The organism is Qipengyuania sp. SM2512 (genome assembly GCF_054954005.1).
This window is the reverse complement of the sequence record NZ_CM143134.1, coordinates 798,410-824,933: the sequence shown is the minus strand read 5'-3', so window position 1 is coordinate 824,933 and position 26,524 is coordinate 798,410. Positions and strand designations below refer to the sequence as shown.

Genomic DNA, 26,524 nt, shown 5'->3' with positions numbered 1-26,524 from the left:
GGTCACTGGCTCTCTCCCTGCGGCTGGGCGGGCTGCGCCGGTGCGGTCGCGGCTGGCGCAGCCGTGTTGCTGCGGCGACGCACTTCGGGCAGCGGCAGATAGGTGGTGACGCCTTCGTTCTCGACCACGGTGGTATCAGTCTGGCTCAGCACCCGCTCCATGGTTTCGTAATAGAGGCGGCGGCGGGTCACTTCGGGAGCGAGGCGGTATTCCTCGTAGACCTCGTCGAAAGCCTCGGCCTCGCCCTGCGCCTGCGCGAGGACCTGCTGGGCATAACCGCGCGCCTGGTTGCGCGAGGCATCGGCGTTCTGTTCGGCGACCGAAACGTCGCGGAACGAGTCGACCACTTCGGCGGGCGGATCGGCCTTGTCGATTTCGACACCCAGCACCTGGATGCCCGAATTATAGGCGTCGAGCGCGATCTGCATTCGCTGGCGCACGTCCTGTTCGATCTCGGCGCGGCCCTGGCCCGAGAAGGTCTCGTCGAGCGTCTTTTCGGCGACTTCGGCGCGCATCGCGGCCTCGGCCACTTCGCCCACGGTCTCGATCGGCTCGACCAGCGAGAATTTGAAATTCTCCAGGTTCTTGATGTTCCAGCGCACGATATAGCTCAGATCGACAAGGTTCTGGTCGCCGGTCAGGATGAGCTTGGCGTTTTCGCTCGAACCGGGGATCCGCAGGGCGCGGACGCCCTGAACGTCTTCGATGTCGACGGTCTCGATCGGGAAGGGCGCGGTGAAGTTGAGCCCGGAATCCAGCGTGCGGGTGTAATTGCCGAGTGTCTTGACCACGGCCTTTTCCTGCGCCTCGACCAGGTGGACGCTGGTTGCCAGCACCAATACCGCGACCAGGCCGATGATGGCGAAAGGCAGCCAGCTGCCGCCGCCGGGACGCTGCGGAAGGCGGAAATTGGGGCCGCCGGGCCCGCCGGTGCGGCGCGGACCTTCGGGGCCGCGGTTCTTGAAGATATCCTCGATATTGGCCGAACGGCGCGGGCCGCTCCCGCTGGCGCCGGGCGGCAGCCACGGGTTCTTGGGCCCCTTGGGTTTGGCGCCGGGATCTTGCGGGGGAGTGTCGCCACCCTCGCCGCCCTCGCCGCCGCCGTTGCTGGCATCGCCGGAACCCTTGCCGGGACCCTTGCCCCAGGGGTTGCGGCCGCCGGCCATAGCCAGCCCGATGTGTTTTCCAAACCCGTCCAATATTCGCATGCATTATCTATAGGGTCGTTCTGCAGGAAAAACAGGGGTTGTCGCGCGCTTTTTGATGCTACACGGCGCAGCGCATGGCCGATAATGCATTAACCGCTGCGCTCCCCGACCCGATCGCCGAACGCGTGACCTCTGCCACGGTGAAGGACGGGCGCGCGACGGTGGTGCTCGATGTCGCCGGGCTGGACCCGCGCGAGCGCGAGCAGATGGAAGCGGCGGTGCGCGAAGGGGTCGGCGCGCTTGCCGAAGTCGGCGATGTTCGCGTCATTCTCACGGCCGAGCGCCGCGCGCGGCGGATCGTCGCGGTGGGTTCGGGCAAGGGCGGGGTGGGCAAGTCCACGCTCACCGCCAATCTCGCGATCGCGCTCCACCGCATGGGGCACAAGGTCGGCGTGGTCGATGCCGATATCTACGGCCCTTCGCAGCCGATGATCCTGGGCAATCAGGACGCACGCCCCGAAGCGCGCGAGAACAAGCTGATCCCGGTCGCCAGCCCGGTCGGGGTTCCGGTGCTGTCGATGGGTCATCTGGTCAAGCAGGGTCAGGCGATCGCCTGGCGCGGGCCGATGGTGGGCAATGCGCTTAGCCAGCTGGTCGACGCGCATTGGGGCGACACCGAACTGCTGCTGGTCGATCTGCCGCCGGGCACCGGCGATGTCCAGCTGACCATGCTGCAGAAGTTCAAACCCGCCGGCGCCGTGCTGGTTTCCACTCCGCAGGATCTCGCGCTGATCGATGCCGCGCGTGCCGGGCAATTGTTCGATCAGGCGGGGGTGCCGGTGATCGGGCTGGTCGAGAACATGTCGGGCTATGCCTGCCCGCATTGCGGCGAAATCTCCGATCCCTTCGGCGCGGGCGGGGTGGAGGAAGCGGCGCAGCGCCTCGAACTGCCCTTTCTTGGGCGCATCCCGCTCGATCTCGCGATCCGCCAGGGCAGCGATGCCGGCCGGCCCCCCGCGGCCGGGGACGAGGCGTTCGCCGAACCGTTCCGCGCCATCGCCGCAAAGCTCGCCGCTTGGCTATCGAAGAGCGTCTGAACGAGGTTTCGCTTTCGCGCCGCCAGCTGCTTGCCGGAGCGGCGGTGGGCGGGGGCCTGCTGGTGGCGTGGTGGGCCTGGCCGCGCAGCTATGCGCCTGCCTTGCAGACCGGCGCGGGCGAGCATCGGTTCGGCGCCTGGTTGACCGTCGCCGCCGACGGGGTGGTGACGGTGGCGGTGCCGCAGCTCGAGATGGGGCAGGGGGTCACTACGGTGCTGCCGCAGATCGTGGCGCAGGAGATGGGCGCGTCGTGGCGGCAGATCGCGGTCGCGACGGTGCCCCCCAGCGGCGCGCAGGCCAATGTCCCGCTGGCCGCCAAATGGGCCCCGCTGTGGTCGGTTCTGCCCGCTCTGGCAGACGAACCCGACAGCTACCTTGCCGAGCGCTTCGCCCGCGCCGAGAATTTTGCCGCAACCGCCGAGGGATCGACTCTCGCCGCCTATGAGGCGGATTGCCGCGCGGCGGGCGCAGCGGCGCGCGCCATGCTCGCCATGGCCGCAGCCGAACGCTGGGGCGTCGGCTGGGAGGAATGCGAGGCCGAGGACGGCTTCATCTTCCACGGCGAAAAACGCCTCCGGTTCGGCGAACTGGCCGAAGAGGCCGCGCTGATGACCCCGCCCGACCCGCCGCCGCTGCGCCCACAGTCTCCGGGTGAGCGGCCGCTGGCAGGCGGGATTCCCGGCCCGGGCGAGTTGCCCCGGCTCGACCTGCCGGCAAAGGTCGATGGCACCTATCTCTTCGCTGCCGACATTCGCCTGCCCGGCATGGTCTATGCCTCCATCCGGCATGGCCCGGTGGGCCTGCCCGAACTGGTCGGTTTCGACGAAGCCGAAGCAGCCGGCATGGGGCTGGTCGCGCTGGTGAAATCGAAGCGCTGGATCGCGGCGGTGGCGGACAGCTGGTGGCGCGCCGAACGCGCGCTCGGCGGTATGGCGCTGCGCTTCGGCGGCCCGGGCGGGGTCGACAGCGAGGCGATCGACGAGGCGCTGGACCAGGGTGTCCGCACCGGGGATGCGGTGCGGATCGCGAGCTATGGAGATCCCGATGCCGTCCTCACCGGGCTCGACCTCGTCCAGCGCTACGATATCGCGCCCGCCGTCCACGCCGCGATCGAGACCGCCAGCGCCACCGCACATTATGCCGCTGGGAGGCTGGAGCTGTGGATCGCCTCGCAGGCGCCCGAAGCCACGCGCGAAGCCGCAGCGAAAGCGGTGGGCCTGTCTGCAAGCGACGTGGTGCTTTATCCGCTCGGCGCGGGCGGCAGCTTCGATGCCCGGCTGGAAAAGCAGCATGCCATCGAGGTCGCGCAGATCGCGCGGGAAGTGGGCAGGCCGGTCCAGCTGACCTGGCCGCGAGCGGAGGAATTCAGGGCCCTGCCGCCGCGCACGCCGGTTGCGCTGGTGCTCACGGCCAGGCTTTCGCCGGGCGAAGAGCGGACGCCGGTCGCCTGGCGGGCGCGGCTTGCCATGCCCGCCACGGTGCGCGAATTCGGCGAGCGGCTGTTCGCCAACGCCACTCCCGAAGCAGCGATCGAACGGGCCGCGGGCAAGCCCGATCCGCTGGCCTGCGAGGGCGCGGTGCCGCCCTACGCGATTGCCAATATCGCGGTTGATCACGTGCCCGTCGCGCTCGATCTGCCCACGGGATTGCTGCGCGGCAATTCGGCGGTTTACACCGGTTTTGCGAACGAATGTTTCGTCGACGAACTGGCGCGCGAAGCCATGCGCGATCCCTATCTCTACCGGATGACGATGCTCGGGCACGACGAACGCTCTGCCGAAGTGCTGCAGCGCGCGACCGAACTGGGCGAATGGGACGGCGGGGGCGAGGGGAGCCGGCAGGGGCTGGCGCTGATCCGGATGGAATTCGGCGATGCCAGCGGGTCGATCGCCTGTGTAGCGCAGGCGCAGTTGGGCGAGGGCGGCGTGCGGGTCTCGCGGCTGTCGGCAGTGGCGGATATCGGCCGGATCGTGAATCTCGACGTGGCCCGCCAGCAGATCGAGGGCGGGTTGCTGTTCGGGCTCTCCATGGCGACGGGTTCAAGCGTGACCTATCGCGGCGGCCGTCCGGTCAGCGCGCGGCTCGGCGATCTGGGCCTGCCCACGCTCGCGGATGCGCCCGAGATCGTGCTCGATCTGGTCGAGAGCGATGCCGAGCCGTTCGATCCGGGAGAGCTGGGTGTGGCGGTCGCGCCACCTGCCATCGCCAATGCACTGTTCGCTGCAACCGGAGTGCGCTTTCGCCGCGTGCCGCTGCTATCGGAGGGATTATGACCTGGCAGCCCCAGACCTTGCCGCACGACCATCCCCCCGTCCGCTCGGGCGGGGTCGGCGTGCTGCTGGTCAATCTCGGCACGCCCGAAGCGCCCGATCCAGGATCGGTGAAGCGCTATCTGGCCGAATTCCTCTCCGACCGGCGGGTGGTCGAGATCCCGCCGCTGCTCTGGCAGCCGATCCTGCGCGGGCTGATCCTCACCACCCGCCCCAAGAAAAGCGCCGCGGCCTATGCCAAGGTCTGGACCGAGGAAGGCTCGCCGCTGGCGGTGATCACCCGTCGGCAGGCCGAGGCGATGCAGGCTAGGATGGGTGAAAACGTGCGGGTCGACTGGGCGATGCGCTACGGCGCGCCGTCGATTCCCGACCGGCTCGACGCGATGATGGCGGCGGGCTGCGAGCGCGTGCTGCTGGCCCCGCTCTACCCGCAATATTCGGGCGCGACGACCGCAACCGTGGTCGACAAGGCGAGCGATGCTTTGAAGGCTATGCGCTGGCAGCCCAGCCTGCGGACGCTGCCGCCTTATCACGACGATCCCGCCTATATCGATGCACTCGCGCTCGATATCGGGCGCCAGATCGACGCGCTCGCCTTCGAACCCGAACTGCTGCTGCTCAGCTTCCACGGCATGCCCGAGCGCACGCTGCATCTCGGCGATCCGTATCACTGCCATTGCCGCAAGACCGCGCGGCTGCTCGAAGCCAGGCTGAACCGCCCCGGCCTCCGGCTGCGCACCACATTCCAGTCGCGGTTCGGCCGCGCCAAATGGCTCGAACCCGCCACCGACACCACGCTCGAGGAAGAGGCGCAGGCGGGCACCAAGCGGATCGCGATCGCCGCGCCGGGCTTTTCCGCCGATTGCCTCGAGACGCTCGAGGAGCTGGCGATGGAGGGCAAGGAGCAGTTCCTCGAAGCCGGGGGCGAGCAGTTCGCCGCGCTCTCCTGCCTCAACACCTCCGCCGCGGGGCTCGACATGCTCGAGACGATCCTGCGGCGCGAATTGTCCGGGTGGCTTTAGCCGGCGAGGTTGCTTACACGCAGGTAAGTATCAAGGAGCAACCTATGGCCAGCCTCGCGTCCGACCCGTCTGCCGAGTTCACCCCGAAGGACTGGCGCGAAAAGCTGCCCGGCGGTTCGCTCGACCATATTCCGGGCGAGAAGGGTTATCCGCTGGTCGGTCACACCTTCACCCAGCTCTCCGATCCGCATGCCTTCGCCAGGCGGATGCATGAGACCTACGGCCCGGTCTACAAGGTCAACTCGATGGGCGGCTGGCATGTCGCGCTGATCGGGCCAGAGGCCAACGAGCTGATGCTGTTCGACCGCGGCAAGATCTTCTCCAGCGATCAGGGCTGGAGCCCGGTGCTCCACCGCCTCTTCCCCGGCGGGCTGATGCTGCTCGATTTCGACCACCACCGCGCCGATCGCCGGGCGCTGTCGATCGCCTTCAAGCCCGGACCGATGCGGCATTATGCCGACAGCCTCAACCGCGGGATCGCCGCGCGGGTGGAGGAATGGGGCAGCGGTGCGATGGAATTCTACCCTGCGATCAAGCAGCTCACGCTCGATCTCGCCGCCGACAGTTTCATCGGCCTGCCCTTCGGCGAGGAGGCGAATAGGATCAACCAGGCCTTCGTCGACATGGTCCAGGCCTCGATCGCGCCAGTGCGGCGTCCGCTGCCCTTCACGAAAATGAAGAAGGGCGTCGATGGACGCGCCTTCCTGGTCGACTATTTCACCCGCGAAACGCAGCGTCGCCGCTCCGAGGGAGGCGGGCAGGACATGTTCAGCCAGTTCGCCACCGCCGAATTCGAGGACGGCAGCCTGATGGATGTCGAGGCGGTGGTCGATCACATGAACTTCCTGATGATGGCGGCGCACGACACCATCACCTCCTCCGCGACCTCGCTGGTCTATCTGCTCGCGAAGAACCCCCAATGGCAGGACCGCTTGCGCGACGAGCTGACCGCGATCACCGGGGGCGAGGGGGGCGGTCTCGCCTATGACGATCTCGGCAAGCCCGAGCTGACCGAGATGGCGTTCAAGGAATCGCTCCGAATGATCGCGCCGGTGCCCTCGATCCCCAGGCGCGCGCTGCGCAGCTTCGAGCATGGCGGCTACACAATCCCGGCGGGTGCACGGGTCGGGATCAACCCGCATCTGGTCCACCATATGGAAGAGCACTGGCCCGATCCCGAGCGTTTCGATCCCGAGCGCTTCACCCCCGAATTGGTCAAGGCGCGGCACAAATACGCCTGGGTCCCCTTCGGCGGGGGCGCGCATATGTGCCTCGGACTGCATTTCGCATACATGCAGATCAAACTGCTGATGGCGCAGATGCTGACCCGCTACCGGATCGAGGTCGAGCCGGGCTACGATCCCGACTGGCAGGCCTGGCCGATCCCCCAGCCCAAGGACGGGCTCAGGATCACGCTCAAGAAGCTCTGAGACCGGACGCGCGGTCAATCCGGCGATCAGAAATCGATCGCGATGCCGTCCTTGACCCAGTCGCCATAGCGCGTCGGACTGAGCTTTTCGTCCGTTTCGGGCGGTTTGGGCGCGGGCGCCGGCTCGTTGGTCCAGTGTGCGGGCTTCTCGAAGCCGTCGGGCCGCTTGGTTGCGCGTTTGTCCATCTCCATCAGATGCGCGGACTGGCGCGCGGTTTCAAGGGCGGGTAGGGGAGCCGCCATGGCCATGCCCCCCGGTTTCCCCGCGCGCCGCGCCGCGCTGCGCCTGCTCGATGCCGTGCTGCGGCGCGGCGAGACGCTCGATATCGCCTTCGGCTCCGCAACCGGCGACGTCCGCCGGTTCGAGGACAAGGCGCTCACCCGCGCCATCGCCAGCGAGGTGCTGCGCTGGCTGGTCGATTTCGACGCGCTGATCGACAGCGCCACCAAGGACAATCTGCCCCCCGACGCCAAGGTGCGCATGGTGCTGCGGATGATGCTGGCGCAATGGCTGCGGCTCGACACCCCGCCGCATGCGGTGCTGGCGACCGGGCTGCCGCTGCTCGCGGGCGGTCCGCGGCGGCTGGCGCATGGCGTGTTCTCGACGCTGGCGAAACGCCAATCCCCCCTCCCCGAGGGGGAGGGGCCGGGGGTGGGGGTTCCGTCATCTGCGGACGGGGGTACACCCCTCCCCAACCCCTCCCCTCAAGGGGAGGGGCTTTTGCCACATGCGCCGACCCTGCCCGCATCGGTCGCGGCCCGCTGGGGTGAGCGAGCCGAACCGATTGCCGCGGGTCTCGCCAATCCGCCGCCGCTCGACCTGTCTCTGCGCGACCCCGCGCGCACCGCCGATCTCGCCAACCAGCTCGCCGCTGACAGTCTGATGCCGGGCCGGCTCCGGCTGCCGCGCGGCGCCAGCGTCGAGAAGCTGCCCGGTTTTGCCGAGGGCGAATGGTGGGTCCAGGATCTCGCCGCCTCGCTGCCCGCGCGGCTGCTCGGGCCCGGAGCCAATGCAGGCGAAGGCCGTCACGCGCTCGATTTCTGCGCCGCGCCCGGCGGCAAGACGCTCCAGCTCGCCGCGGCGAGCTGGCAGGTGACCGCGCTCGACATTTCCAAGCGGCGGCTCGAACTGCTGCGCGACAATCTCAAGCGCACCGGTCTCAAGGCGGGCATCGTCCGCGCCGACGCGCTGGCGTGGGAGCCCAAGCACAGTTTCGACGCGATCCTGCTCGATGCGCCCTGTACCAGCACCGGCACCGCGCGCCGCCATCCCGACGTGCTCCACCGCATCGGTTCGCGCCAGATCGAGGAGATGGTCGAGCTGCAGGCCGCGCTGCTCGAGCGTGCCGTGACCTGGCTCAAGCCGGGCGGCACGCTGGTCTATGCGGTCTGCTCGCTCGAGCGCGAAGAGGGCGAGGAGCAGGCGGCTAAGGTCGACCTGACCCCCGCGCCCATCGCCGCAGAGGAACTCCCCGCCAGCCTCTCGCCCACGAGCGAGGGCTGGCTCCGGACCGATCCCGGGATGCTGCCCGAACTCGGCGGGCTCGATGGCTTCTTCATCGCCCGCTGGCGCAAGGCCTAGCCGCCAATACAAGACCGCCGGCGACGGTGTCGCCGGCGGTCCGGTTTTCAATATTTCGGAGCCGGTTCAGGGACGCTCGATGATCTGCATGTCGTCCTCGTCCACGACCAGGAAGACTTCCTGCTCCTCGGCAATCCGGCGCGTATCGGCATCGAGCTCGTCGCCCGGAAGATCACCGATCGAAGTAGGGCTGGTAACCGTGCCCGCGGAAATTTGCAGACGCTGGCCGGGATTGATATCCATCGGCACCTCTCGCGGACCGTCTTCGATCAGCGCGAACATGCGCTGGCCGTCGCTCTCGACCCAGAAGCCCCGGTCCGTCAGCGGTCCACCAACCGCGACCTCGCCCGAAAACTCGCTCCCGACATACTGCGCGGGGTTTTCTAGGATCGCGGCAAGCGTCGCTTCGCCGGCGGCGGGCAGCATCGGCTCGTCTTCGACGGCAACCTGCTCTTCGACAACCACAGGCTCGACAAGATCGCTGTCATCGTCTTCCGGGCTGAGAGCCCACCAGAGGATCAGCGCCAACAGGATCAGCGCAAGCAAGATCCATAGCCACGCGAGACTGCTTTTCTTTTCGACTGGTATTTCGGCCATTTCCCACCTCATTATTCATTCGACATCGCCGACAGACCGAACGTCCGCCATGTCCTGAAGAGCGGGCGGTCCGGAGCAACCGGACCAAAACCAATGAAGGTTAAGTTTGTGGCTCGCGGCCTGCGCATCTGCCCGGACGGGCCGGCCCGAAGGCTCAGTCGGACTTGACCTTCGATTGAAAGCTCTTGCGCAGCTTCAGCAGTTTGGGGGGGATAGTGGCCTGGCAATAGGGGTTCCGCTGACCTTCGCCGTCCCAATATTCCTGATGGTAGTCTTCTGCGGGATACCACTGCGCCGGCCCTTCGATCGTCGTTGCCGCCGTGCCCGAATTCTCCGCGTTCCAGCGCGCGATCGCCGCCTCTGCTTCCTCGCGCTGCGCATCGTCAAGCGGGAAGATCGCGCTGCGATACTGCGTGCCGACATCATTGCCCTGGCGGTTGAGCTGGCTGGGATCATGCGTCCCCATGAACACGTCGAGCAGGTCGGCGAGCGAAATCACGTCGGGATCGAAGCTCACCCGCACCGCCTCGGCGTGGCCGGTGGTGCCGCTGCAGACCTCCTTGTAGGTCGGATCGGGCCGATCGCCGCCGATGTAGCCGCTTTCGACCTCGGACACGCCGACGACATCGTTCATCACCGCTTCGGTGCACCAGAAGCATCCGCCCGCCATGATCATCTGTTGAGTAGCCATTGAATTCTCCTTTGCCTGCCAGATAGGAAGCCGGCCCCGGCTTGTCATCCGCGCTTGTCATGGTCCGCTTGTCATTGGCGGGCCGCGCGGGCAGGGTTGCGGACAGAGAAATCCCGGGAGAGAATCGATGCGTACCCTGCTTGCCGCCTGCGCCACTGCTGCGCTCGCCTCCGCCGCCCTTGCCACCCCCGCCATCGGCCAACACCAGCATGGCAGCGGCGATGCCGAACACGCCGCCCACGGCCCGGCGCAGCACGCGATGATGACCGCGCTGGCCAGCCCCAACCGCGCCGAGGACACAGCGCGCGACGAATGGCGCAATCCCGCCGAAACGCTCGCCTTCTTCCAGGTCGAACCCGGTATGACGGTGGTCGACTACATGCCCGCGGGCGGCTGGTACACGCGGGTGCTGGTCCCCTATCTCGGGCCGCAGGGCCGCTATGTCGGGCTGACCCCCGACCCCGCCGCCGCGGACGGTGAGCGATTCGCCAAATATTTCGAAGGACTTCCAGGCAGCTTCGCCGAAGCATCGCCCGGCTGGAATCTCTCCGGCGCGCCGGTCGCGCTCCACGCCTCGCAGGATATTCCCGAGGAGCTCGAAGGCACCGCCGACCGCGTGCTGGTGTTCCGCGAAATGCACAATCTGCTGCGCTCGGGGGTGATCTACACCGAGCTGACGCGGATCCGCGAACTGCTTGCCGATGACGGTATGCTCGGCATCGTCCAGCACCGCGCCAAAGCCGATGCCCCGGCGGATTACACGCTCGGCAGCAATGGCTATCTGCGTCAGGACGATGTGGTCGCGCTGGTCGAGGCGCATGGCTTCGAACTGGTCGATACCAGCGAGATCAACGCCAATCCCGCCGACACCGCCGATCACGAAGGAGGCGTCTGGCAGCTTCCCCCGTCGTGGAGCGGCAAGAAGCCCGAGCTGGAGAACGTCGGCGAGAGCGACCGGATGACGCTGCTGTTCCGCAAGCGCTGAGACACGCTAGCGGTGGACTTCGCGCATCGCGAAACCTAATTCGGGCGCCATGCGCACGCTCACCATCGCCGTCCTCCAATTGTCGCTCGCCGACCCCGACGAGGCGCGCAACATCGCCGCCGTTTCCGCCCTGGTCGAGGAGGCGGCGGGCAAGGGCGCGCAGGTGATCCTGCCGCCCGAGCTCTTCGCCGGCGAATACTTCTGCCGTGAGGAGGACGAGGCGCTGTTCGCCCGCGCTTGCGCCACCGATACCAATCCCTCGGTGCTCGCGATGCAGGAGCTGGCCGCGAAGCACCGCGTCTCGATCCCGACCAGCTTCTTCGAGCGCGACGGTCATCACTATTACAACACGCTGGCGATGATCGGCCCCGATGGCGGCCTGATGGGGACCTATCGCAAGAGCCACATCCCCGACGGACCGGGTTACGAGGAAAAATACTATTTCCGCCCCGGCAACGACGGCTTCAAGGTCTGGGAGGTGCCCTGCACTGGCGGCAGCGCGACGATCGGCGTCGGGATCTGCTGGGACCAGTGGTATCCCGAATGCGCGCGGGTGATGGCGCTCAAGGGTGCCGAGGTGCTGTTCTATCCCACCGCCATCGGTTCGGAACCCTACGATGCCGAGCTCGACACCAGCCGGATGTGGCGCCGCGCGATGGTGGGCCACGCGGTCTCCAACTGCATGCCGGTCGCCTCGGCCAACCGCATCGGTCCCGAAGGCCCCGAAGACCGCGTGCAGAGCTTCTACGGCCACAGCTTCATCTGCAACGAATGGGGCGATCTGGTCGCGGACTACGGCGCCAAAGAAAGCGGTGTGCTGCTCGCCACGCTCGATCTCGACCGCGCCGCGACCCACCGCGCCGGCATGGGCTTCTTCCGCGACCGCCGGCCGCAGCTCTACGGCCGGATCTGCGAGGACATCTGATCGCGCGCGCCGGAGTGAGCCATCGCTATCTGCTCGCGCTGGGATCGAACATGCGCGTGCCCGGGGTAGGAGCCCCGCGCGCAGTGCTGGCGGCGGCGATGGCAGCCTTGGCGGAACAGGGTGTCGAACTGCTCGAGACCTCGCCGATCATCGACAGCGCTCCGGTCGGCCCCGCGCTGCGCCGCTACGCCAACGCCGCGGTCCTTGCCGAGACGCGGCGCGACCCGCCCGCGATGCTGGAACTCGCCGCCGCGGTCGAGCGCACCTTCGCCCGCCGCCGCTGCGGCCAGCGCTGGCGCGCGCGCACGCTCGACATCGATATCGTGCTGTGGAGCGGAGGCGTCTGGCTTTCACCCGATCTCGCCATCCCCCACCCGCGCTTTCGCGAGCGCGGTTTCGTGCTCGGCCCGGCCAGTGCGGTGGCGCCCGACTGGGTCGATCCGCTGACCGGCGCGAGCCTCAGGCAACTCGATGCGCGCTTGACCCGGCCTCGCCCGCTGCCTAGGTGACGCGCCCGTGCCGGACACTCCGGCCGCCAAGGCATGCGTGCGGGCCCTTAGCTCAGTCGGTAGAGCAACTGACTTTTAATCAGTAGGTCGCTGGTTCGAACCCAGCAGGGCTCACCACCTTGACCCCAGCGTTGGCGCAATCTTGCATCAGCATTTTCCGGGCCATAAGTTTGCATTTTGTTTTATCGCTCCCAGAACCCCTTGTTTTTCAGTGATAAACGAAAGGGGAAAATCTTGCATTCCCGCTGACTAGGGCTGTGCGGTTCCACTTACCCCGCCCTGGAAGTGCATGTAATTGCACCGCCTTGCGTTCTGGTTGAAACGGTCAACCAGAACGCGACGCAGTTTGAGACCGCCTGCGACGTTCGCATCCCAGCAATTGCGGAAACTCGTTTTTTCCAACCGGCGGGCTGAACCGGTTCGTTGGCCTGTCTAGGAAACGAGCCGCCGACACATTTGCTCGCCCGATGCTGCTCGCGAAGGCAAACCCTCGAATGGCTTGAAAACCGTGCGGCGATGACCATCGTCGCGACCGTCGGTCGCCCCGGAGCCGGAATAATCCCGCTTTGCCAATGGAGCCCTCAAAACCGACGTTCGCCTGGACGGGTCAGTCAATTCGTTGCCAAGATTGCCTGACTGTAAAACGAGACCATTCCCCATCTCTCGACGCGCCCGTAATCTCGAGCTTTCCGAGAGAGCCTAGTCCGCCAATTAGATCCCCGATCTGCTTACCGGGTGCCGTGCTTATAACTGTAGCCGGAAGCGCTCTTAAGACACTAACCCCACACCTGTCCTTCAGCGTCTCATCATAATCGATCCGGGGCTCATTCCATTCGATGGAAAGCCTTATGAAACCATGGTCCCGGAATATCATCCAAACCGGAATCTTAGTCTTTTGGCGAATCTTCTTCACGAAGTAATCCGCTGGACCGATGGACGCGCGTTGCCCCCGCGCCAACTGCCTATCAAATTTGTAGTCGATGCGCCGGACATCGATTCGCGCCTCTTCAAAGATAAAGGCAGCGGTTGCGGATACCTTCGACCGACGTAGACTGGTTTTTACTTGCACTGACAATTTTGTTTCCGATGCGCGGTTCGAAAATATTGATACAGCTAGAGTATTAGATCATCTTTAAAAAATGGTAATCAGCCCTACCCATAAAACTGGCTGCAAAACGTGCCTTCACTGAACCTGCGGCCGAAGTCTGCAAAGCCCCGTAATTACGAGACGATCTAGCGAAATTCATATTAGCCGCTCAGAATGGTAAGGGCCGAGCCTTTTCGATGGCATGCCAGGCTTGGTATGCCGCGAACAGGTTGCGGGTCTCCTTCGGGCCCAGTTTCGACGCTACATACGCCAGCCAGACCAGTTGAGCACGAACCCCTGCCGCCCGGGCCTGCCCGAGGACATCTTCCTTGTCACAAATCAGTAGACCGAAGGTTTTTGCCAATTCGGCCATCGCCATTTCCGGTGCACCCATCAGATGCAGGTTGGATGGCTCGATGACCTCCAGCTCGCTCATGGCGTAGAAGTAGGAAAGCCCCGCCTCGAGGATGTGCCCACGGTCCCAGAACGTATGCTGTGCCCGGCTCGAACCCAGCACGACGTGGCTGTCATGGGATAAAGCGCCCAAATCCTTCAGCAGCGCCGCTCTAGGCGCATTCTCTGTTGTCGAAGCATGATGGCTCGTGAACGACGGACTGCCTTCCACGAAGTCCACCTCGAATGCACCGTAGCAAGTGAGGCGCTGGTATTGCCCGCCAGCGGTCAGAGCGCCATCGACCAAGACGACCGAGAGCAATCGCGCGGGATGCCGGTTAGGTGACTTGGTCGCATTTTCCATAGCGTGTTTCATCCTAAAATTTTGCGGACTGTGCCCCGACCGGTTGCGGCGATCATCACGACGATCAGCCATCGGACCGGTCCTCCTGCGCCAGACCACCGAGCCGATCGCAGAACGCGAGCTTCATGAAATGTTCGGTCAGCGCACGCGAGCCATGCTCGGTCACCATGTCGCTCCAGTCGTCCCAGCGATCGATGCGCTCAAGCAGCCAAAGGTAGAACTGGTTGCGCGCATGCACATCGAGTTCCGGCCAAGCCATCGTCCACAAGGTGCTGCGCACGGGGACGGCCTCGGTGATCCGCAGCCCGATAAGCTTGACGACAGGGATACCCGCGATCGCATCCGGCTTAAACCGGTGCGCCATGCGCGCGGCGACCTGCTCGCGCTGCTCGACCAGATCGGCTGCCGTCCGGCGTTCGCTCGACCGCGCTACGGTGCGGGTCGCCGCAATCCAGTCGAGGCCGACTTTCTCATTTGCGTCGTCGCGTGACCGCGTCGCGATCAGCATTTGCAGCACCGCACGACCTTCCAGCGTGAGCACGTGAGCGGACTGATCGGTCAACCCTGCCGCGAAAAGAAACGCTTCCAGGAAATCTGCGAAGTGCCGATGACCCATGAAGACGTCTTTGGCCTTCTCACCGGGCTCAACGAACCGGCCATCGATGATGGCCATGTAGGACATCAAGAAGTCGAGAACATTGCGATCCCAACCTCCATACGGAATGCCGATGCCGAGCCGCCCGACGCAGAAGGCTTCCCGCACCGACCCCCATTCCTCGCCGTCTTCATCGACCAGGGGAGGCTCTCCGGGCACCTCACCGGTTGAGGTCAGCCAATAACCCCAAGGCAGATCGGGATGCCTGTCCGCACCATAGCGATTGCGCGGCGGCTTCGGGATCAGGTCTTCGAAGGCGCCATTCATTAGTCATGCCCCTGATCGGACGAGGGGGCAGGCAGCTGGATGGGCGCAGTTTCGCCCTCGGTGTCGGAATCTTTCGCGTCGGCAAGTTCCCTCAAGCGACGAGCGAAGGCGGTGACCTGGCGATACACGAACGCCTGATCGCGGTAGACATCACCCTTGGCGGCGTGGTGATCATAACCTTTCGGAACGAGATCGCCGACATGATCGGTGTCGAACCCAAGCCACCACAGATCCTCGTGCTCGAACTCGTCCTTTGTAGCCTTCACGGTGCGGTAGTTCCGAACGACCCGCGTGACGGTAACATGGCACACGGTATACCGCTCGGTGCGCGGATCGCCGTATTCCTCCTGCTTGAAGCGGTTGACTTCGCACGCCTTGCCGTAAGTCACCCCGCCGTGGACAGGCCCGGCGATATCGATCGGCACGGCATCCGCGTTAAAGCCGAAAAGCGGATGATCAGGCCCGACCCCCACGTAACCGGACAAGGTCCCATTCTCCTGGCGCAGCATGATGCAGCCCAACCCCGACTTTTCATCGACCCAGGCGACCTTGTCCGCCTCATCGTCCCAAGGCCCATGCGAGGACGGCTTGCGACCGGGATTATGCCAGACCTGCAGGGCGGTGATCTGCGTGTCAGCGACTGCATATGTCACCGGCGTGAGACTGACGAGCCCGTCGGGAAGGTCGGTCTTTGTCATCTGTTTGGTGCTGGAGCGGGTCTTGGTCGGCTTTCTGGCCATGACTTCGTTTCCTTTTGGATATGCAGGGATTCAGGAGGGAAGGGAAAGGCCCTCAGCGATAGCGCTGGAAGGCGTTACGATGCGTAATCCGCGGCGCCATGCTCCGAGCCATCTTGCCTTCGGCATATACCTCGCGAGCCAGCCAGACCTGTTCAGCAAGAAGGTCGTTGTCAGTGACTTCGCGCCACCAGACCGCGTCATTGGCATTCCAGCGATAACCACGCAGGCGCAGGGTATCCTTCACCTCGAACGCGGCCCCGACTGCTTCGATCAGATGACTAGACGCATGGGCGTTCTCGTTGAGTTCATACATCAACGGCACGCCATCGGTCCCTTCGTGGCGCAGGAGCTGGACTACCGCATCCACGTCGTTCGCGGCACGATGCCCATCGAAATACCATCCAGCCTGCATGGCGAGGTAACCGAGCGAACGACCTTCGAAGCCAGCTTCGGCCCAGTCGATACCTTCGCAGGAACAAGCCCAAGGCCGTCCCGGAAGATGGGGCAGGCGCTTCTCCAACATGGGGCGGTCAAATCTCGCATGGTGCGCGATGAGGAGGTCGGCTTCGTTGACTATCTTCGTCACGACAGCGTCGTCGATGCTTTTTCCAGACACATCTGCGTCGACGATCCCCGTCAGACGGATGATGTCCTGGGGAAGGGCAAAACCAGGATCTTCCTTCCAGGTCCAGCAGCGCCCGATCTCAACGATGACGCCATCATCGTCATACCGGAAGCGGCGCATCGCCAGTTCGATGATGACGTCTTTCTCGTGGCAAAGGCCGGTGGTTTCCACATCGACGACCAAGGCCGTCATGGTGGGCCCATCAAGATTACCAGCACCGGTAACACCGTGCTGAAGATCGATCTTAGTGAGGAGGCGAGTATTCTGAGTGTCTGCACCGGGTATGCTGATTGGAAAAGCCATGATGAGCTCCTTGGCAATTCGGAATGGGATGAATTGGGCGAGGGCAGTCGTGCTCGAACTTCGAGGTTCAGCCGGCCGGTTCAAAATTGCCGCTCACATCCTCGAGATCGTCGTCGAGCAGCACATCCAAGTCTTCCGAGGCGATGTTCAAATCGAGCCCGAGGCCATGGATCAGAACCGCCCGTGCGCAATTGGACTGCATGATGCATGCCTCTACCGGGGGCAGGCCTCCGAACACGCGGCGGGGCGCGAGCATCCAGGCCATAGGGTCCGTGGTGATACCATCGCGCTGGAACCGGGCGCCGACTTCCGTGGCGACCAGCGTCACCCGCACAATCTCACGCAGAGTGAGGGTGATGCATTCGTCATCATCGGAATGATCCAGCGGATCCAGCATCCAGCGGTTAGTCGTCGTTTCGGTGGCCGGGCGGGAAGCGGGCCGCTCGATGTTCAACAGACCCATAATCGATACCTCCTTGCACGTGATCTGCAGCTCCTCGCCGCAGTCACGCCAAGCCATATAGCACGACACTTCAACACTTCAAGACCATTGAAGTATATTTTATGTGAGTCGCTGCCGAGCCGGAGCGTAGATCGCGCTCATGGCCACAGAGAGCATGCGTCACCACCATGACGAGCAGAAGCTTATCGACCTCAGGTTTAGCCCAGTGCCTTTGGGGTGGCCCAGCGACCGTGCAAGCTGTGAGCAACCTGGCGACTGCATCGGAGTTTTCCACAAACTTCATTACTCCAATGGTAATGGAATGTTGAAGTTGTGAGGGAGGGCTGATACCTCAGAGGTTATGAAAAGCAATTATGTCAAGGTTCTCAATGCCCTGTCCCAGCCCAACCGGCTTGCCTTGTTCGAGGCAATCGCAAATTCGGAAAACGGCCTTACTACGACAGAGGCGGCAAAGGCGGCGGGAACGTTGTTGAACACTGCAGCGGTCAATCTCACAGTCCTAGAGGCAGCTGGTCTTATATTGTCGAAAAAGTCGGGACGATCGGTCACTCATACCGCGAGGTTCACAACCCTCCACAATCTAGCTGATTACCTTGGGCGCATCGGCACATAGAACCAGCAGGCTTTTGATTGTTCGAACGGGGTCGCTCGTTTCGTCTTATCGTGGTCTGAGCGCGATGTCGTTCAGTTGGGACCGGCTGAGAGTGCCATCGAAAGGAGCCTTTCGTGCAGAACTTCACGAGCCGTCTGAACAAGCGTAGTCACGTCTAGTCTGGACGAGAGAATATTCTTTTGGAGCAGATCGCGAGAGGGATAGCGGTCGAACTTTTCGAACCGGAGATTTGTGTCCGCTTTGATCAGCTCGACGGAACCGCCTTTTGCCATCTATTCCAGTGCTTCAACCAGGCTCAGGTCGACGTCGGCATCGGACACACCATTGAGCCCATCGTGGATCTCCACACCAAAACCCGCAGCGCGCATGCGCTCTATCAAAGGTTCCGAGAAGACGGTCCTCAGTGTTTCGCCGTGCTGCGGGCAGCCAGCGCGAGCGCGATAAGCGGCACAGCGATCCACATCAGCACCGGCACCAGCCCGATTTCCCACAAAGCAGGCATTCGCTCCGAATAGCTCCAGCCCCATCGAACCCGCAGTGCCACGAACTCGACCGCAATCGTAATCATCTCGCCGGTTGCCAGAAAGGCTACTACGGGCTGCCACTTGGGGCGGTGCAACCAACACCGGTCCTTCGCCGCCAAGGAGGCGAAAAGGTAGGCGAACACCATGATCCCTGCATCGCCGAAACTGGCGAGGGCACAGCGAGTGGTGACCTGCCAAGCGGTCAGCGCGCCCATTTCGTAGAAGGGCATCTGCAGCATTTCCCAAAGGAAGGCCACGAGAAATCCGTGGATCGCCAGCCAGGTTTCGGGCCTGTCGATGTTCAATCCGATCCCCCCAGATTTCTTAGTTCGCCATACCGTCTGCCGTGGGCAGGTTCAGGCCTCGCAACCGCAGGGCGTTGCCGATGACCGACACCGAGGACAGGCTCATGGCCGCCGCCGCGATCATCGGATTGAGCAACAAACCGAAGAACGGGAACAGCAGTCCCGCAGCTACAGGGATTCCCAGCGTGTTGTAGGCGAAAGCGAAAAACAGGTTCTGCCGGATGTTGCGCATCGTCGCGCGCGACAAGACAATCGCCTGAACGACGCCGTTCAGATCGCCCCGAACCAGCGTGACGCCTGCGCTTTCTATGGCGACATCGGTGCCCGTGCCCATCGCGATCCCGACATCGGCGGCTGCTAGCGCAGGCGCATCGTTGATCCCATCGCCTGCCATGCCGACGCGGCGGCCCTGGGCTTTTAGCTCCTCGATCTTCCGGTGCTTCTCCTCGGGCGACACATTGGCGTGCACCTCGTCGATCCCCATTTCGCGGGCGACCGCTTCGGCCGTGCCGCGACTATCACCAGTCAGCATCACCACCCGAATATTGCGTGCGTGCAATGCCGCGATGGCCGACGCGCTCGTGGGCTTGATAGGGTCGGCCACGGCGATCAGGCCGGCCGATTGACCATCGAATGCCACGAACATGACCGTCTGGCCCTGCCTGCGACCGGCTTCCGCCGAACCGAGCCAGGCATCGTCATCGATCCCTACGCGCCGCATCATCTTCTCATTGCCGATTGCAATACGGCGACCGTCCACATTGGCCTCGACACCTTCGCCGGTGGTCGAAGCTAGACCGGTCGCGGTGGCGGGCGATACCCCGCGGCTGCGCGCGCCTTCTACGATCGCATGGGCCAGCGGATGCTCGCTTCCCATCTCGACGGCCGCAACGGCTGCAAGGAACTCGCTCTCGTCGATGCCTGGTGCAGGGCTCACGGCCACCAGATCGGGCTTGCCCATCGTCAAAGTGCCGGTCTTGTCGACCACCAGAGTGTCGATCTTCTCGAGTGTTTCTAGCGCCTCGGCATTGCGAATGAGGATGCCATGCTGCGCACCCTTGCCTGTGCCGGTCATGATAGACATGGGCGTGGCGAGGCCCAGGGCGCAGGGACAGGCAATGATTAGGACTGCGATCGCATTGACCAACGCATAGGCAAGGGCGGGCGCAGGACCCCAGATGGCCCAGACGACGAAGGTCACGATAGCGATGACCACCACAGCCGGCACGAACCATCCGGCAACCTGGTCGGCGAGCCGCTGGATCGGAGCACGGCTGCGCTGCGCTTCGGCAACCATCTGAACAATCTTGGACAGCATAGTGTCCTTGCCCACACCGGTTGCCTGCATCACGAAGCCGCCGGTCTGGTTTACCGTGCCACCGATAACGGTGTCTCCGACCTGCTTGGCAACCGGAAGCGGTTCGCCGCTGATCATGGACTCGTCGATGGCGCTCGCCCCCTCTTCGATGGTGCCATCGACTGGAACCTTGTCACCGGGACGGACGCGAAGAAGGTCGCCTGTGGCCAACTGGTCAAGCGGAACTTCGCGCTCGTCGCCCGCACCGAATATCTTGACTGCGCTCGGTGGGGCCAGCTCGAGCAGTGCGCGCAAGGCGCTGGACGTCGATCCCCTGGCCTTGAGCTCGAGGACCTGACCCAGCAGGACCAGCGTTGTGATGACCGCTGCGGCCTCGAAATAGACACCGACGCGGCCAGCGTGATCGTGGAATGCCGCAGGGAACACATGGGGCGCGATGGTTGCGACTATGCTGAATACGTAGGCAATAGCGACGCCGAACCCGATGAGAGTGAACATGTTGAGGTTGCGGGTCTTCAGCGACTGGATTGCCCGGACGAAGAACGGCCACGCACCCCAAAGGACGACTGGGCTAGCGAGCAGCAGTTGCACCCATTGTGCTCGGGCGGGTTCGATCAGCCGGTCGAAACTCATACCCGGAACCATGTCTCCCATCGCGTAGGCGAACAGTGGCAATGTGAGCAGCGCACTCCACCAAAATCGGCGGCGCATGTCGATGAGTTCGGGATCTGGTCCCTCGTCAAGACTGACCGTTTCGGGTTCGAGCGCCATACCGCAGATCGGGCAAGATCCCGGACCCTGTTGACGGATTTCGGGATGCATCGGGCAAGTATAGATTGTGCCTGCAGGCACATCCTCTACCGCATCGAGATGCGCGCCTGAAAGGTAGAGTTCGGGATCGGCGAGGAACTTGTCATGGCAGCGCGACGAACAGAAGTAGTGGTCGGAGCCCTCATGCATCGCGACATGCTCTGCGTCAGCGATGGTGACGCTCATGCCGCAAACCGGGTCGACCGCCACACCCTTGGGAGGGGAAGCGCTGATACCGGGATCGCAACAGGTGTTGTGGTCAGTCATTTCTCAGCTCCGAACCAGAGCCCTGTTAGCCGGCGCAGCGGGACGAGGAGGGCTGCTGTCCAAAACCCGTAGACCAAGCACCAGAAGAGGCCGGCCAGGATCCCCCCAAATGTCAGCCATTCGAACCCAGGGAGCCAAGGCGACCAGGCGCGATGCATCTCGAACCCGCCCGGCAACAAAAGGCCATAGAGTATACAGGCAAGCAAGCTGATCGTCAGGAACAGCGAGAAAGTCGTTCCCCAGATCAGGATCGCGCGGGCTGTCGAATGCTCAGCCATAATTGCTCCTTGGTAAAGCCCAATCAGTCTCGGCGGCTGCCCGCTTCACGTAAGGTAAAGAGGCAAGTCCGTCATCGATTCGCCGGTTGATCTAACAGGCAAAGCGCAGCTTGTAAACTATACCCCCGTAGGGTATAAAAAGCGGCCCCGTTTCAGTTCGTTACGAAGTCGATTAGGATTTTTGATATGAAATTCAGTAAGGAAATTGGCCGTCTGAAACGCGTGGAGGGTCAGGCCCGAGGCGTGATTCGTATGATGGAAGATGAGCGATATTGCGTGGACATTTTGCAGCAAATCGCCGCGATGGAAGCTGCTTTACGGGTGACCAGGAGCAAAGTTCTGACGCTACATGCGCAGTCCTGCGTCGCCGACGCGATCGAAAGTGGCGACAAAGAAGATCAGCAGAAAAAATTCGCAGAGCTCGCGGACCTTTTCGGAAAAATGGCCCGCTAGCCGCTGCGGACCTTTTCTTCATCGCGTCAAATTTGCCGGGAAGTCTCCATACCGCTGCCGAACAACAAGGACGGGCTGCTTGCCTTGCTGGCGTCATGATCTGAAATACTGAGCCTGCTCCGCAGCTGGCTCATCTCGATGGCCGCATGGATGGTCAGGGAATGTTGCCGGGTATCGGGTCATGGCGTGATCAAGTCCGCGAACTGGCCGGTGTGCTCGCATGCGGCGGAGCGCCTCCTGGACGGGGCCAGTCAGCCTGTCATTCGCAAGGCCCCGGATGGGGAGACACCGGCGCCGAAATGCAATTGGCCAGCCGCGGAACACCTGACCCGATAAACTCGAGGGCGTGTCCGCAACCTTCGTCGCTATTGTCCGCAGGTCGCGTAGCCACGGTAGCCCAGCTCGTCCTCGGCGCCAGGCGGCACGATGATGACCTCCTGCGCCTGCAATCCGGCGTTGCCCTCATCATCGAGAGTGCGCATCGTCAGCAGGAGCCCGTCGCTGACAAAGCGATCCGTCCCCTCGGCCTGCATCGGGATCAGCTTGCCGTTCAATTTCACGAAGGCCTTTGCGCCGGGCTCGTAGACCACGGTGGGGAACCCGACCTCGGTCAACCTATAGACGCATCGTCCGCTCGTTCCGCCGATTGCCGCGATATCGGCTGCGGTCATGGTTTCGGGCTTCACCAGCGCGGCCGCGACGTTCTGCAGCGCGCTGGAGGCGGGCTCGATCGGCGATGCTTCGGCTGGCGGATCGAGATGCGCTTCGCGATCATTGCCGATGGCGGTGTTCTGGTTGCATGCGGCCAAGGTCGCGGTCAGTCCGGCGATAAGGAAAAGGTTCGTCTTCATTGCGCGGCTCCTTCGTCTGGCGTTTCGGCGGATGCGGGGTCCGGTTGCGCCGTGGCGGCATCCGGGGCTTCGATCCCGACGGGAAGGCGCCTTTCGGTCCGCACGCCGTTCTCCTCGATATCGGCGATAAGATACTTCATCTGCGCAATCTCGCGGCGCTGGGCGAGGATGATGTCATGGGCGAGTTTGCGCACCCGCGGGTCCTCGATGCTGGCTCGTTCGCTGGTCATGATCGCGATCGAGTGGTGCGGGATCATCGCCGCCATGTATTCTTCGTCGTCAACGGTGGTCTGGCTGCGAACCAGCCACAGAGCGAGCGCGAATACGACTGCAGCCACGCCGAGGATGATGAAGTTCTTGGTCCGGTCCTTATACATCCCCCACATGAAGAGCAGCATGACGACCATCATCATCGCGCCCATCACGAACATCATCCAGAAGCGGGTTTCGCTCCAGAAGAAATGATCGGCATCGTAGGTGTTGGCATACATGAGGAAAAACATGATGACGGTCGAGGTCGAGACCATCGCCATGAAGCGCCAGTAATTGCCGCCCCCTCCATCGTGTTCGTGTTTCCTGCCTTGCGCCATATCAATCCTCCTGTTTGCTCATGGTTTTGTAAACGTATTGGGCGGTGCAACTGATCATCAGGAAGCCGGTGAGCGCTGCGATCCCGGAAATCGCGCGCATGTGACCGCCAGGTAAGATATCCCCCAGTCCGACAGTCGAGATCGTGATCAGCGCGAAGTAATAGTAATCCATCCAGCTATCGATGACGTCCTTCTCGAGACTGCCAAGGCCCCAGATCGACGCGAGATACATGCCGCCCGCAAAGATACCGGCGATCACCAGGTGACTGAGAAGAACAAGACTGGAACCGGCCAGCAGGCGCAGATGGCGCGGATCCTTGCCCGGCGGGGACAAAGCTTTCGCACCGCGCAGCATCCACATGTGGAAGTAGAGCGAGATCGCGAAGAGCGCGAAACCGAGGAGCAACGCCCAGATCACAGTATGATCCATCCCAGAGCCTTGGCACCCATCCACAGGCCCATGCCGATCATGAACAGGTTCTCGGTCAGCGAGACGAAGCCCAGCGGCACGTTGCTACTGCCTCCAACGCATGCGCATTTCAGCTCGCGCTTATCGATGTAGACCGCCTTGAACACGCTGACCGCGCCGACCGTTCCGATGAACAGCGATACGGGAACCGAGATGATCGGCAGCGCGTGGGCCACCATCAGGATGCCGGCGAGCGCTTCGCCGAAGGGATAGATGAAGCCGTAACGCACCCAGCGCTTGGCAAGCAGGTCGTAATTGAGGAACATGGTCGAGAAGCTGCGCACGTCCTGCAGCTTCTGGATCGCAAGTAATGCCATCGACAGGCTGACGAACCATTCGATCGCCTGGACAGTGAAGATCGTCTCGAACACATACCAGCTGATCGCGAGTCCCAGCAGGGCCGCCACGCCGAAAATGGCGATGACGGGCTGGTAGCTGGTCTCGCCTTCCCCGGGCTGGCTGCGCGACTTGCCGAAATGTTCGCGCAGATCGTCATAGCCGCCGATGCGCTTGCCATCGATGAATGTCTGCGGCGTAGTCTCGACGCCATGCTTCTCCTTGAAGGCGTCAGTTTCTTCCCGCGAGGACAAATGGTGATCCTCGACTTCGAAGCCCTGGCGCTTCAGCAGGTCTACGGTCTTCAATCCATAGGGACAGACATGCTCGTCCATCACCATCCGGTATACTTGCGCTTGTTTCATAGCGTTCCTGCCTCGTCAGATGGGGCGCCGCTGCCGCCATGATCGGGATTGTCACCCCGCGCGCCCTTCCGGCGAAGGAAGAGCGCTTCGAGTGCAAAGACGGCTGCGATTAGGGTCAGGGCAATCCCCACAATGAGCGGATCGGACTGCAATTTTATCCATGCGAAAGCTGCGAGAACAACAACATCGGCGGCAATCGCGGTAAGCAGAACGGAACCCCTGGCCCCGATCTCACCGCGAAGGTGACGGTAGACCCCCCAGTGCACCAGGATATCCATGACCAAGTAGAAGAACGCTCCAAGCGAAGCGATGCGGGAAAGATCGAACAGAACCGCCAGAGTGCCCGCGATCACCACGGTATAGACCAGCATGTGGCTTCTGATCCCACCAGTCATGCCGAAGTGGCTGTGCGGGATCATCTTCATCTCGGTGAGCATGGTCAGCATGCGCGACACCGCGAACACGCTCGCGATCACACCCGAAGTGGTCGCCGCGATGGCGATAACGATGGTGAACCAGAAGCCGAGTTCCCCAAGCGCTGGCCGGGCGGCCGCAGCGAGTGAATAGTCACGCGCCACGACGATCTCGCTGATCGTCAGACTGGAGCCCACCGCCAGCGCGACAAGGAGATAGGTCACCACGCAGATCGCGATCGAGATCATGATCGTGCGGCCGACATTGCGGTGCGGATCGACAATCTCGCCGCCGCTATTGGTGATCGTGGTAAAACCCTTGAACGCCAGAATCGAGAATGCCACCGATGCCAAGAACGCGCCGCCAATCGACAACTCGGGCCCTTGCGCAAAGGCTCCCGATGTAAACCCGCTCGCTGCAATGGCAGCGACCGCGAAAAGGGCGATACCGCCGATCTTGATTGCCGACATGACCAGCGAGAAACCGCTTACAGAGCGATTGCCCGCCTTGTTTACGATGTAAGCAAAAACGATCAGCGCCAGAGCGATGATGGACAATAGAATGGCGTTTTCCTCGAGCCCGAAGGGGCGCAGCGCGTAGGTCGCGAAGGTTCGCGCGACGAGACTCTCGTTGATGACCATCGACAGCGCCATGAGGAGCGAGGCCGATGCCGCCACGACCCCGGGCCCGTAGGCCTTCTGCAAGATCATCGCGATACCGCCGGAAGACGGCCAAGCGTTGGACATCTTTATATAGCTATAGGCTGCAAGCGCTGTAACGAGCGCGCCCAGGATGAAGGAAAGGGGAAACAACGGACCGGCCAGTTCGGCGATCTGACCGGTCAAAGCGAATATGCCTGCGCCGATCATCACGCCGGTGCCCATGGCAACTCCGCCAAGCAGACTTATCGTCCCCTCGCCCTCAGCAGCGGGATCATGAGCCATGTCACCTTCAGCGCCACCCTTCATCGCGCTAACGCCTTGTCCAACCGCTCGCCGGGAAGGGAGCGCTCCCGCCGCTGACTACCTGCTGCAGCAGGACGAACGGGCGGCCAAATTTGATGGGTTGGCTGGATAGTCACTGCTCCGGTTGTCTCACTGTGACCCGGGGTAACTGGCGTATACGCTTAGTCCGGTCGGCCCGAAGGCGATCACTTGATAAGGGTGGACCCTACCGCCGACCTCCATACCGGGTGAACCCAGAGGCATGCCTGCAACCGCCAAACCGTCGATGCCCTGGGGCCGCTCTTCGAGCAGGCGAGCAATCTCGCGAGCGGGCACGTGGCCCTCGATCACATAACCAGCCATCTCCATTGTATGGCAGGAAGACAGATCCCGAGGCACACCGAGCGCGGCTTTCACCTCGATCATGGGACGATCGTCGCGAACCGCAACTTCATGGTTCAGGCCTGCACGAACGTGCTTGGCCCATTCCTCGCAACAACCGCACTGCGGATCGCGGAACATCACGTAGGGGCTAGCCTGGGCTGCGCTTGTGCAAGCAGCCAGGAAAGCGATCGCGAGGGTCGCGCAAGCCATGCGAAATTTGCGAAGGGATTTACCCGTAGATGGTGCTTTCATCGTCAATCCTTTCACATGTTGTCCAAATCGTAGTCGGACATCGATCCCATATCGTGACCTGCATGCTCATCTAGCTGATCGGTATCGGAACTTGCGACCGGTGGCGCTGGCTCCGCATCCTTCGAAGGCGCACTCGTGACCCGGGCCGGAAGCGACCGTCCGGTTTCCGGCTCTGGCGCTGGAGGATCGACGGCTGGGA

At 63.2% G+C, this 26,524-nt stretch carries 28 protein-coding genes and 1 tRNA gene; 11 read left to right on the top strand and 18 right to left on the bottom strand.

All coding sequences use genetic code 11. From position 1 onward, the window contains the following. Positions 1-2: 2 nt before the first annotated feature. On the bottom strand, positions 3-1,166 hold the full coding sequence (gene hflK / locus ACQ5J0_RS04235) for a protease modulator HflK (RefSeq protein WP_462569276.1): 1,164 nt from the start codon (positions 1,164-1,166) through the stop codon (positions 3-5). Between the two features lie 116 nt (positions 1,167-1,282). Between hflK and ACQ5J0_RS04230 the strand changes: the two genes are divergently transcribed. The 4 genes from ACQ5J0_RS04230 to ACQ5J0_RS04215 are packed head-to-tail and all read left to right on the top strand — an operon-like array spanning position 1,283 to position 6,967. Further along, positions 1,283-2,245 carry an Mrp/NBP35 family ATP-binding protein gene (locus tag ACQ5J0_RS04230; protein WP_462569275.1) on the top strand — a complete coding sequence of 321 codons (963 nt, stop codon included), beginning with the start codon at positions 1,283-1,285 and terminating at the stop codon, positions 2,243-2,245. Then, positions 2,224-4,518, top strand: coding sequence for a xanthine dehydrogenase family protein molybdopterin-binding subunit (locus ACQ5J0_RS04225; RefSeq protein WP_462569274.1), 2,295 nt, complete (start codon positions 2,224-2,226; stop codon positions 4,516-4,518). The genes ACQ5J0_RS04230 and ACQ5J0_RS04225 overlap by 22 nt, the downstream gene beginning before the upstream one ends. Then, a complete protein-coding gene (hemH, locus tag ACQ5J0_RS04220) occupies positions 4,515-5,537 on the top strand; it encodes a ferrochelatase (protein ID WP_462569273.1) in 1,023 nt (340 codons plus the stop codon). Before ACQ5J0_RS04225 ends, hemH begins: the two co-directional genes overlap by 4 nt. A 44-nt stretch (positions 5,538-5,581) precedes the next feature. Continuing rightward, positions 5,582-6,967: a cytochrome P450 gene (locus tag ACQ5J0_RS04215; RefSeq protein ID WP_462569272.1), complete on the top strand. Its 1,386-nt coding sequence runs from the start codon at positions 5,582-5,584 to the stop codon at positions 6,965-6,967. Positions 6,968-6,993: 26 nt separating this feature from the next. Here ACQ5J0_RS04215 and ACQ5J0_RS04210 read toward each other — a convergent pair whose 3' ends face one another. Further along, the gene (locus tag ACQ5J0_RS04210; RefSeq protein ID WP_462569271.1) at positions 6,994-7,152 is read right to left on the bottom strand and encodes a DUF1674 domain-containing protein; all 159 of its coding nucleotides are present in this window, start codon (positions 7,150-7,152) and stop codon (positions 6,994-6,996) included. Between the two features lie 55 nt (positions 7,153-7,207). On the opposite strand from ACQ5J0_RS04210, the gene ACQ5J0_RS04205 reads away from it, so the two are divergent. Then, complete coding sequence (locus ACQ5J0_RS04205) at positions 7,208-8,548, top strand: RsmB/NOP family class I SAM-dependent RNA methyltransferase (RefSeq protein WP_462569270.1); 1,341 nt, start codon at positions 7,208-7,210, stop codon at positions 8,546-8,548. 66 nt (positions 8,549-8,614) lie between these two features. Here ACQ5J0_RS04205 and ACQ5J0_RS04200 read toward each other — a convergent pair whose 3' ends face one another. Together ACQ5J0_RS04200 and msrA are read right to left on the bottom strand one after the other, a co-directional pair. Then, positions 8,615-9,076: a hypothetical protein gene (locus tag ACQ5J0_RS04200; RefSeq protein WP_462569269.1), complete on the bottom strand. Its 462-nt coding sequence runs from the start codon at positions 9,074-9,076 to the stop codon at positions 8,615-8,617. A 223-nt stretch (positions 9,077-9,299) separates the two neighbouring features. Continuing rightward, positions 9,300-9,836 carry a peptide-methionine (S)-S-oxide reductase MsrA gene (msrA, locus tag ACQ5J0_RS04195; RefSeq protein ID WP_462569268.1) on the bottom strand — a complete coding sequence of 179 codons (537 nt, stop codon included), beginning with the start codon at positions 9,834-9,836 and terminating at the stop codon, positions 9,300-9,302. A 127-nt stretch (positions 9,837-9,963) separates the two neighbouring features. Here msrA and ACQ5J0_RS04190 point away from each other — a divergent pair, with 127 nt between their 5' ends. The 4 genes from ACQ5J0_RS04190 to ACQ5J0_RS04175 all read left to right on the top strand — a co-directional run bounded on the left by ACQ5J0_RS04190 (position 9,964) and on the right by ACQ5J0_RS04175 (position 12,372). Next, a complete protein-coding gene (locus ACQ5J0_RS04190) occupies positions 9,964-10,821 on the top strand; it encodes a class I SAM-dependent methyltransferase (RefSeq protein ID WP_462569267.1) in 858 nt (285 codons plus the stop codon). A gap of 49 nt (positions 10,822-10,870) precedes the next feature. After that, on the top strand, positions 10,871-11,746 hold the full coding sequence (aguB, locus tag ACQ5J0_RS04185; protein WP_462569266.1) for an N-carbamoylputrescine amidase: 876 nt from the start codon (positions 10,871-10,873) through the stop codon (positions 11,744-11,746). Positions 11,747-11,760: 14 nt separating this feature from the next. Next, the gene (folK, locus tag ACQ5J0_RS04180; protein WP_462569265.1) at positions 11,761-12,255 is read left to right on the top strand and encodes a 2-amino-4-hydroxy-6-hydroxymethyldihydropteridine diphosphokinase; all 495 of its coding nucleotides are present in this window, start codon (positions 11,761-11,763) and stop codon (positions 12,253-12,255) included. Positions 12,256-12,296: 41 nt separating this feature from the next. Then, positions 12,297-12,372, top strand: a tRNA-Lys gene (locus ACQ5J0_RS04175). A 1,139-nt stretch (positions 12,373-13,511) separates the two neighbouring features. Here ACQ5J0_RS04175 and ACQ5J0_RS04170 read toward each other — a convergent pair. The 5 genes from ACQ5J0_RS04170 to ACQ5J0_RS04150 all read right to left on the bottom strand — a co-directional run bounded on the left by ACQ5J0_RS04170 (position 13,512) and on the right by ACQ5J0_RS04150 (position 17,152). Continuing rightward, on the bottom strand, positions 13,512-14,171 hold the full coding sequence (locus ACQ5J0_RS04170; RefSeq protein ID WP_462569264.1) for a hypothetical protein: 660 nt from the start codon (positions 14,169-14,171) through the stop codon (positions 13,512-13,514). Next, complete coding sequence (locus ACQ5J0_RS04165) at positions 14,164-15,021, bottom strand: hypothetical protein (protein WP_462569263.1); 858 nt, start codon at positions 15,019-15,021, stop codon at positions 14,164-14,166. Before ACQ5J0_RS04165 ends, ACQ5J0_RS04170 begins: the two co-directional genes overlap by 8 nt. Then, positions 15,021-15,761: a hypothetical protein gene (locus ACQ5J0_RS04160; protein WP_462569262.1), complete on the bottom strand. Its 741-nt coding sequence runs from the start codon at positions 15,759-15,761 to the stop codon at positions 15,021-15,023. Before ACQ5J0_RS04160 ends, ACQ5J0_RS04165 begins: the two co-directional genes overlap by 1 nt. A 52-nt stretch (positions 15,762-15,813) precedes the next feature. Next, positions 15,814-16,689: a 3'-5' exonuclease gene (locus ACQ5J0_RS04155; RefSeq protein ID WP_462569261.1), complete on the bottom strand. Its 876-nt coding sequence runs from the start codon at positions 16,687-16,689 to the stop codon at positions 15,814-15,816. 67 nt (positions 16,690-16,756) lie between these two features. Beyond that, complete coding sequence (locus ACQ5J0_RS04150; protein WP_462569260.1) at positions 16,757-17,152, bottom strand: hypothetical protein; 396 nt, start codon at positions 17,150-17,152, stop codon at positions 16,757-16,759. A gap of 340 nt (positions 17,153-17,492) precedes the next feature. On the opposite strand from ACQ5J0_RS04150, the gene ACQ5J0_RS04145 reads away from it, so the two are divergent. Further along, positions 17,493-17,765: an ArsR/SmtB family transcription factor gene (locus tag ACQ5J0_RS04145; protein WP_462569259.1), complete on the top strand. Its 273-nt coding sequence runs from the start codon at positions 17,493-17,495 to the stop codon at positions 17,763-17,765. Between the two features lie 400 nt (positions 17,766-18,165). On the opposite strand, the gene ACQ5J0_RS04140 is transcribed toward ACQ5J0_RS04145, so the two are convergent. From ACQ5J0_RS04140 to ACQ5J0_RS04130, 3 genes are read right to left on the bottom strand one after another with little or no spacing between them, the layout of a single operon-like run. Then, positions 18,166-18,594 (bottom strand): hypothetical protein, encoded by a 429-nt coding sequence (locus tag ACQ5J0_RS04140; protein ID WP_462569258.1) that lies wholly within the window; start codon positions 18,592-18,594, stop codon positions 18,166-18,168. 19 nt (positions 18,595-18,613) lie between these two features. After that, positions 18,614-20,989: a heavy metal translocating P-type ATPase gene (locus ACQ5J0_RS04135; RefSeq protein ID WP_462569257.1), complete on the bottom strand. Its 2,376-nt coding sequence runs from the start codon at positions 20,987-20,989 to the stop codon at positions 18,614-18,616. Further along, entirely contained in the window at positions 20,986-21,267 is a 282-nt protein-coding gene (locus ACQ5J0_RS04130) for a hypothetical protein (RefSeq protein WP_462569256.1), read from the bottom strand. The genes ACQ5J0_RS04135 and ACQ5J0_RS04130 overlap by 4 nt, the downstream gene beginning before the upstream one ends. A gap of 186 nt (positions 21,268-21,453) precedes the next feature. Here ACQ5J0_RS04130 and ACQ5J0_RS04125 point away from each other — a divergent pair, with 186 nt between their 5' ends. Beyond that, positions 21,454-21,720, top strand: a complete 267-nt coding sequence (locus tag ACQ5J0_RS04125) for a metal-sensitive transcriptional regulator (protein WP_462569255.1) — start codon at positions 21,454-21,456, stop codon at positions 21,718-21,720. 365 nt (positions 21,721-22,085) lie between these two features. Here the strand turns inward: ACQ5J0_RS04125 and ACQ5J0_RS04120 are convergent, their stop codons facing one another. The 6 genes from ACQ5J0_RS04120 to ACQ5J0_RS04095 all read right to left on the bottom strand — a co-directional run bounded on the left by ACQ5J0_RS04120 (position 22,086) and on the right by ACQ5J0_RS04095 (position 26,211). Then, the gene (locus tag ACQ5J0_RS04120; protein ID WP_462569254.1) at positions 22,086-22,571 is read right to left on the bottom strand and encodes a DUF6692 family protein; all 486 of its coding nucleotides are present in this window, start codon (positions 22,569-22,571) and stop codon (positions 22,086-22,088) included. Then, positions 22,568-23,098 carry a DUF305 domain-containing protein gene (locus ACQ5J0_RS04115; protein ID WP_462570051.1) on the bottom strand — a complete coding sequence of 177 codons (531 nt, stop codon included), beginning with the start codon at positions 23,096-23,098 and terminating at the stop codon, positions 22,568-22,570. Before ACQ5J0_RS04115 ends, ACQ5J0_RS04120 begins: the two co-directional genes overlap by 4 nt. Before the next feature lie 64 nt (positions 23,099-23,162). Beyond that, the gene (locus ACQ5J0_RS04110; protein WP_462569253.1) at positions 23,163-23,579 is read right to left on the bottom strand and encodes a potassium channel family protein; all 417 of its coding nucleotides are present in this window, start codon (positions 23,577-23,579) and stop codon (positions 23,163-23,165) included. After that, positions 23,576-24,331, bottom strand: coding sequence for a glutaredoxin family protein (locus ACQ5J0_RS04105; protein ID WP_462569252.1), 756 nt, complete (start codon positions 24,329-24,331; stop codon positions 23,576-23,578). Before ACQ5J0_RS04105 ends, ACQ5J0_RS04110 begins: the two co-directional genes overlap by 4 nt. Beyond that, positions 24,328-25,629, bottom strand: a complete 1,302-nt coding sequence (locus ACQ5J0_RS04100) for an APC family permease (RefSeq protein WP_462570050.1) — start codon at positions 25,627-25,629, stop codon at positions 24,328-24,330. The genes ACQ5J0_RS04105 and ACQ5J0_RS04100 overlap by 4 nt, the downstream gene beginning before the upstream one ends. A 210-nt stretch (positions 25,630-25,839) precedes the next feature. Beyond that, complete coding sequence (locus ACQ5J0_RS04095) at positions 25,840-26,211, bottom strand: DUF411 domain-containing protein (RefSeq protein WP_462569251.1); 372 nt, start codon at positions 26,209-26,211, stop codon at positions 25,840-25,842. Between the last annotated feature and the right edge of the window lie 313 nt (positions 26,212-26,524).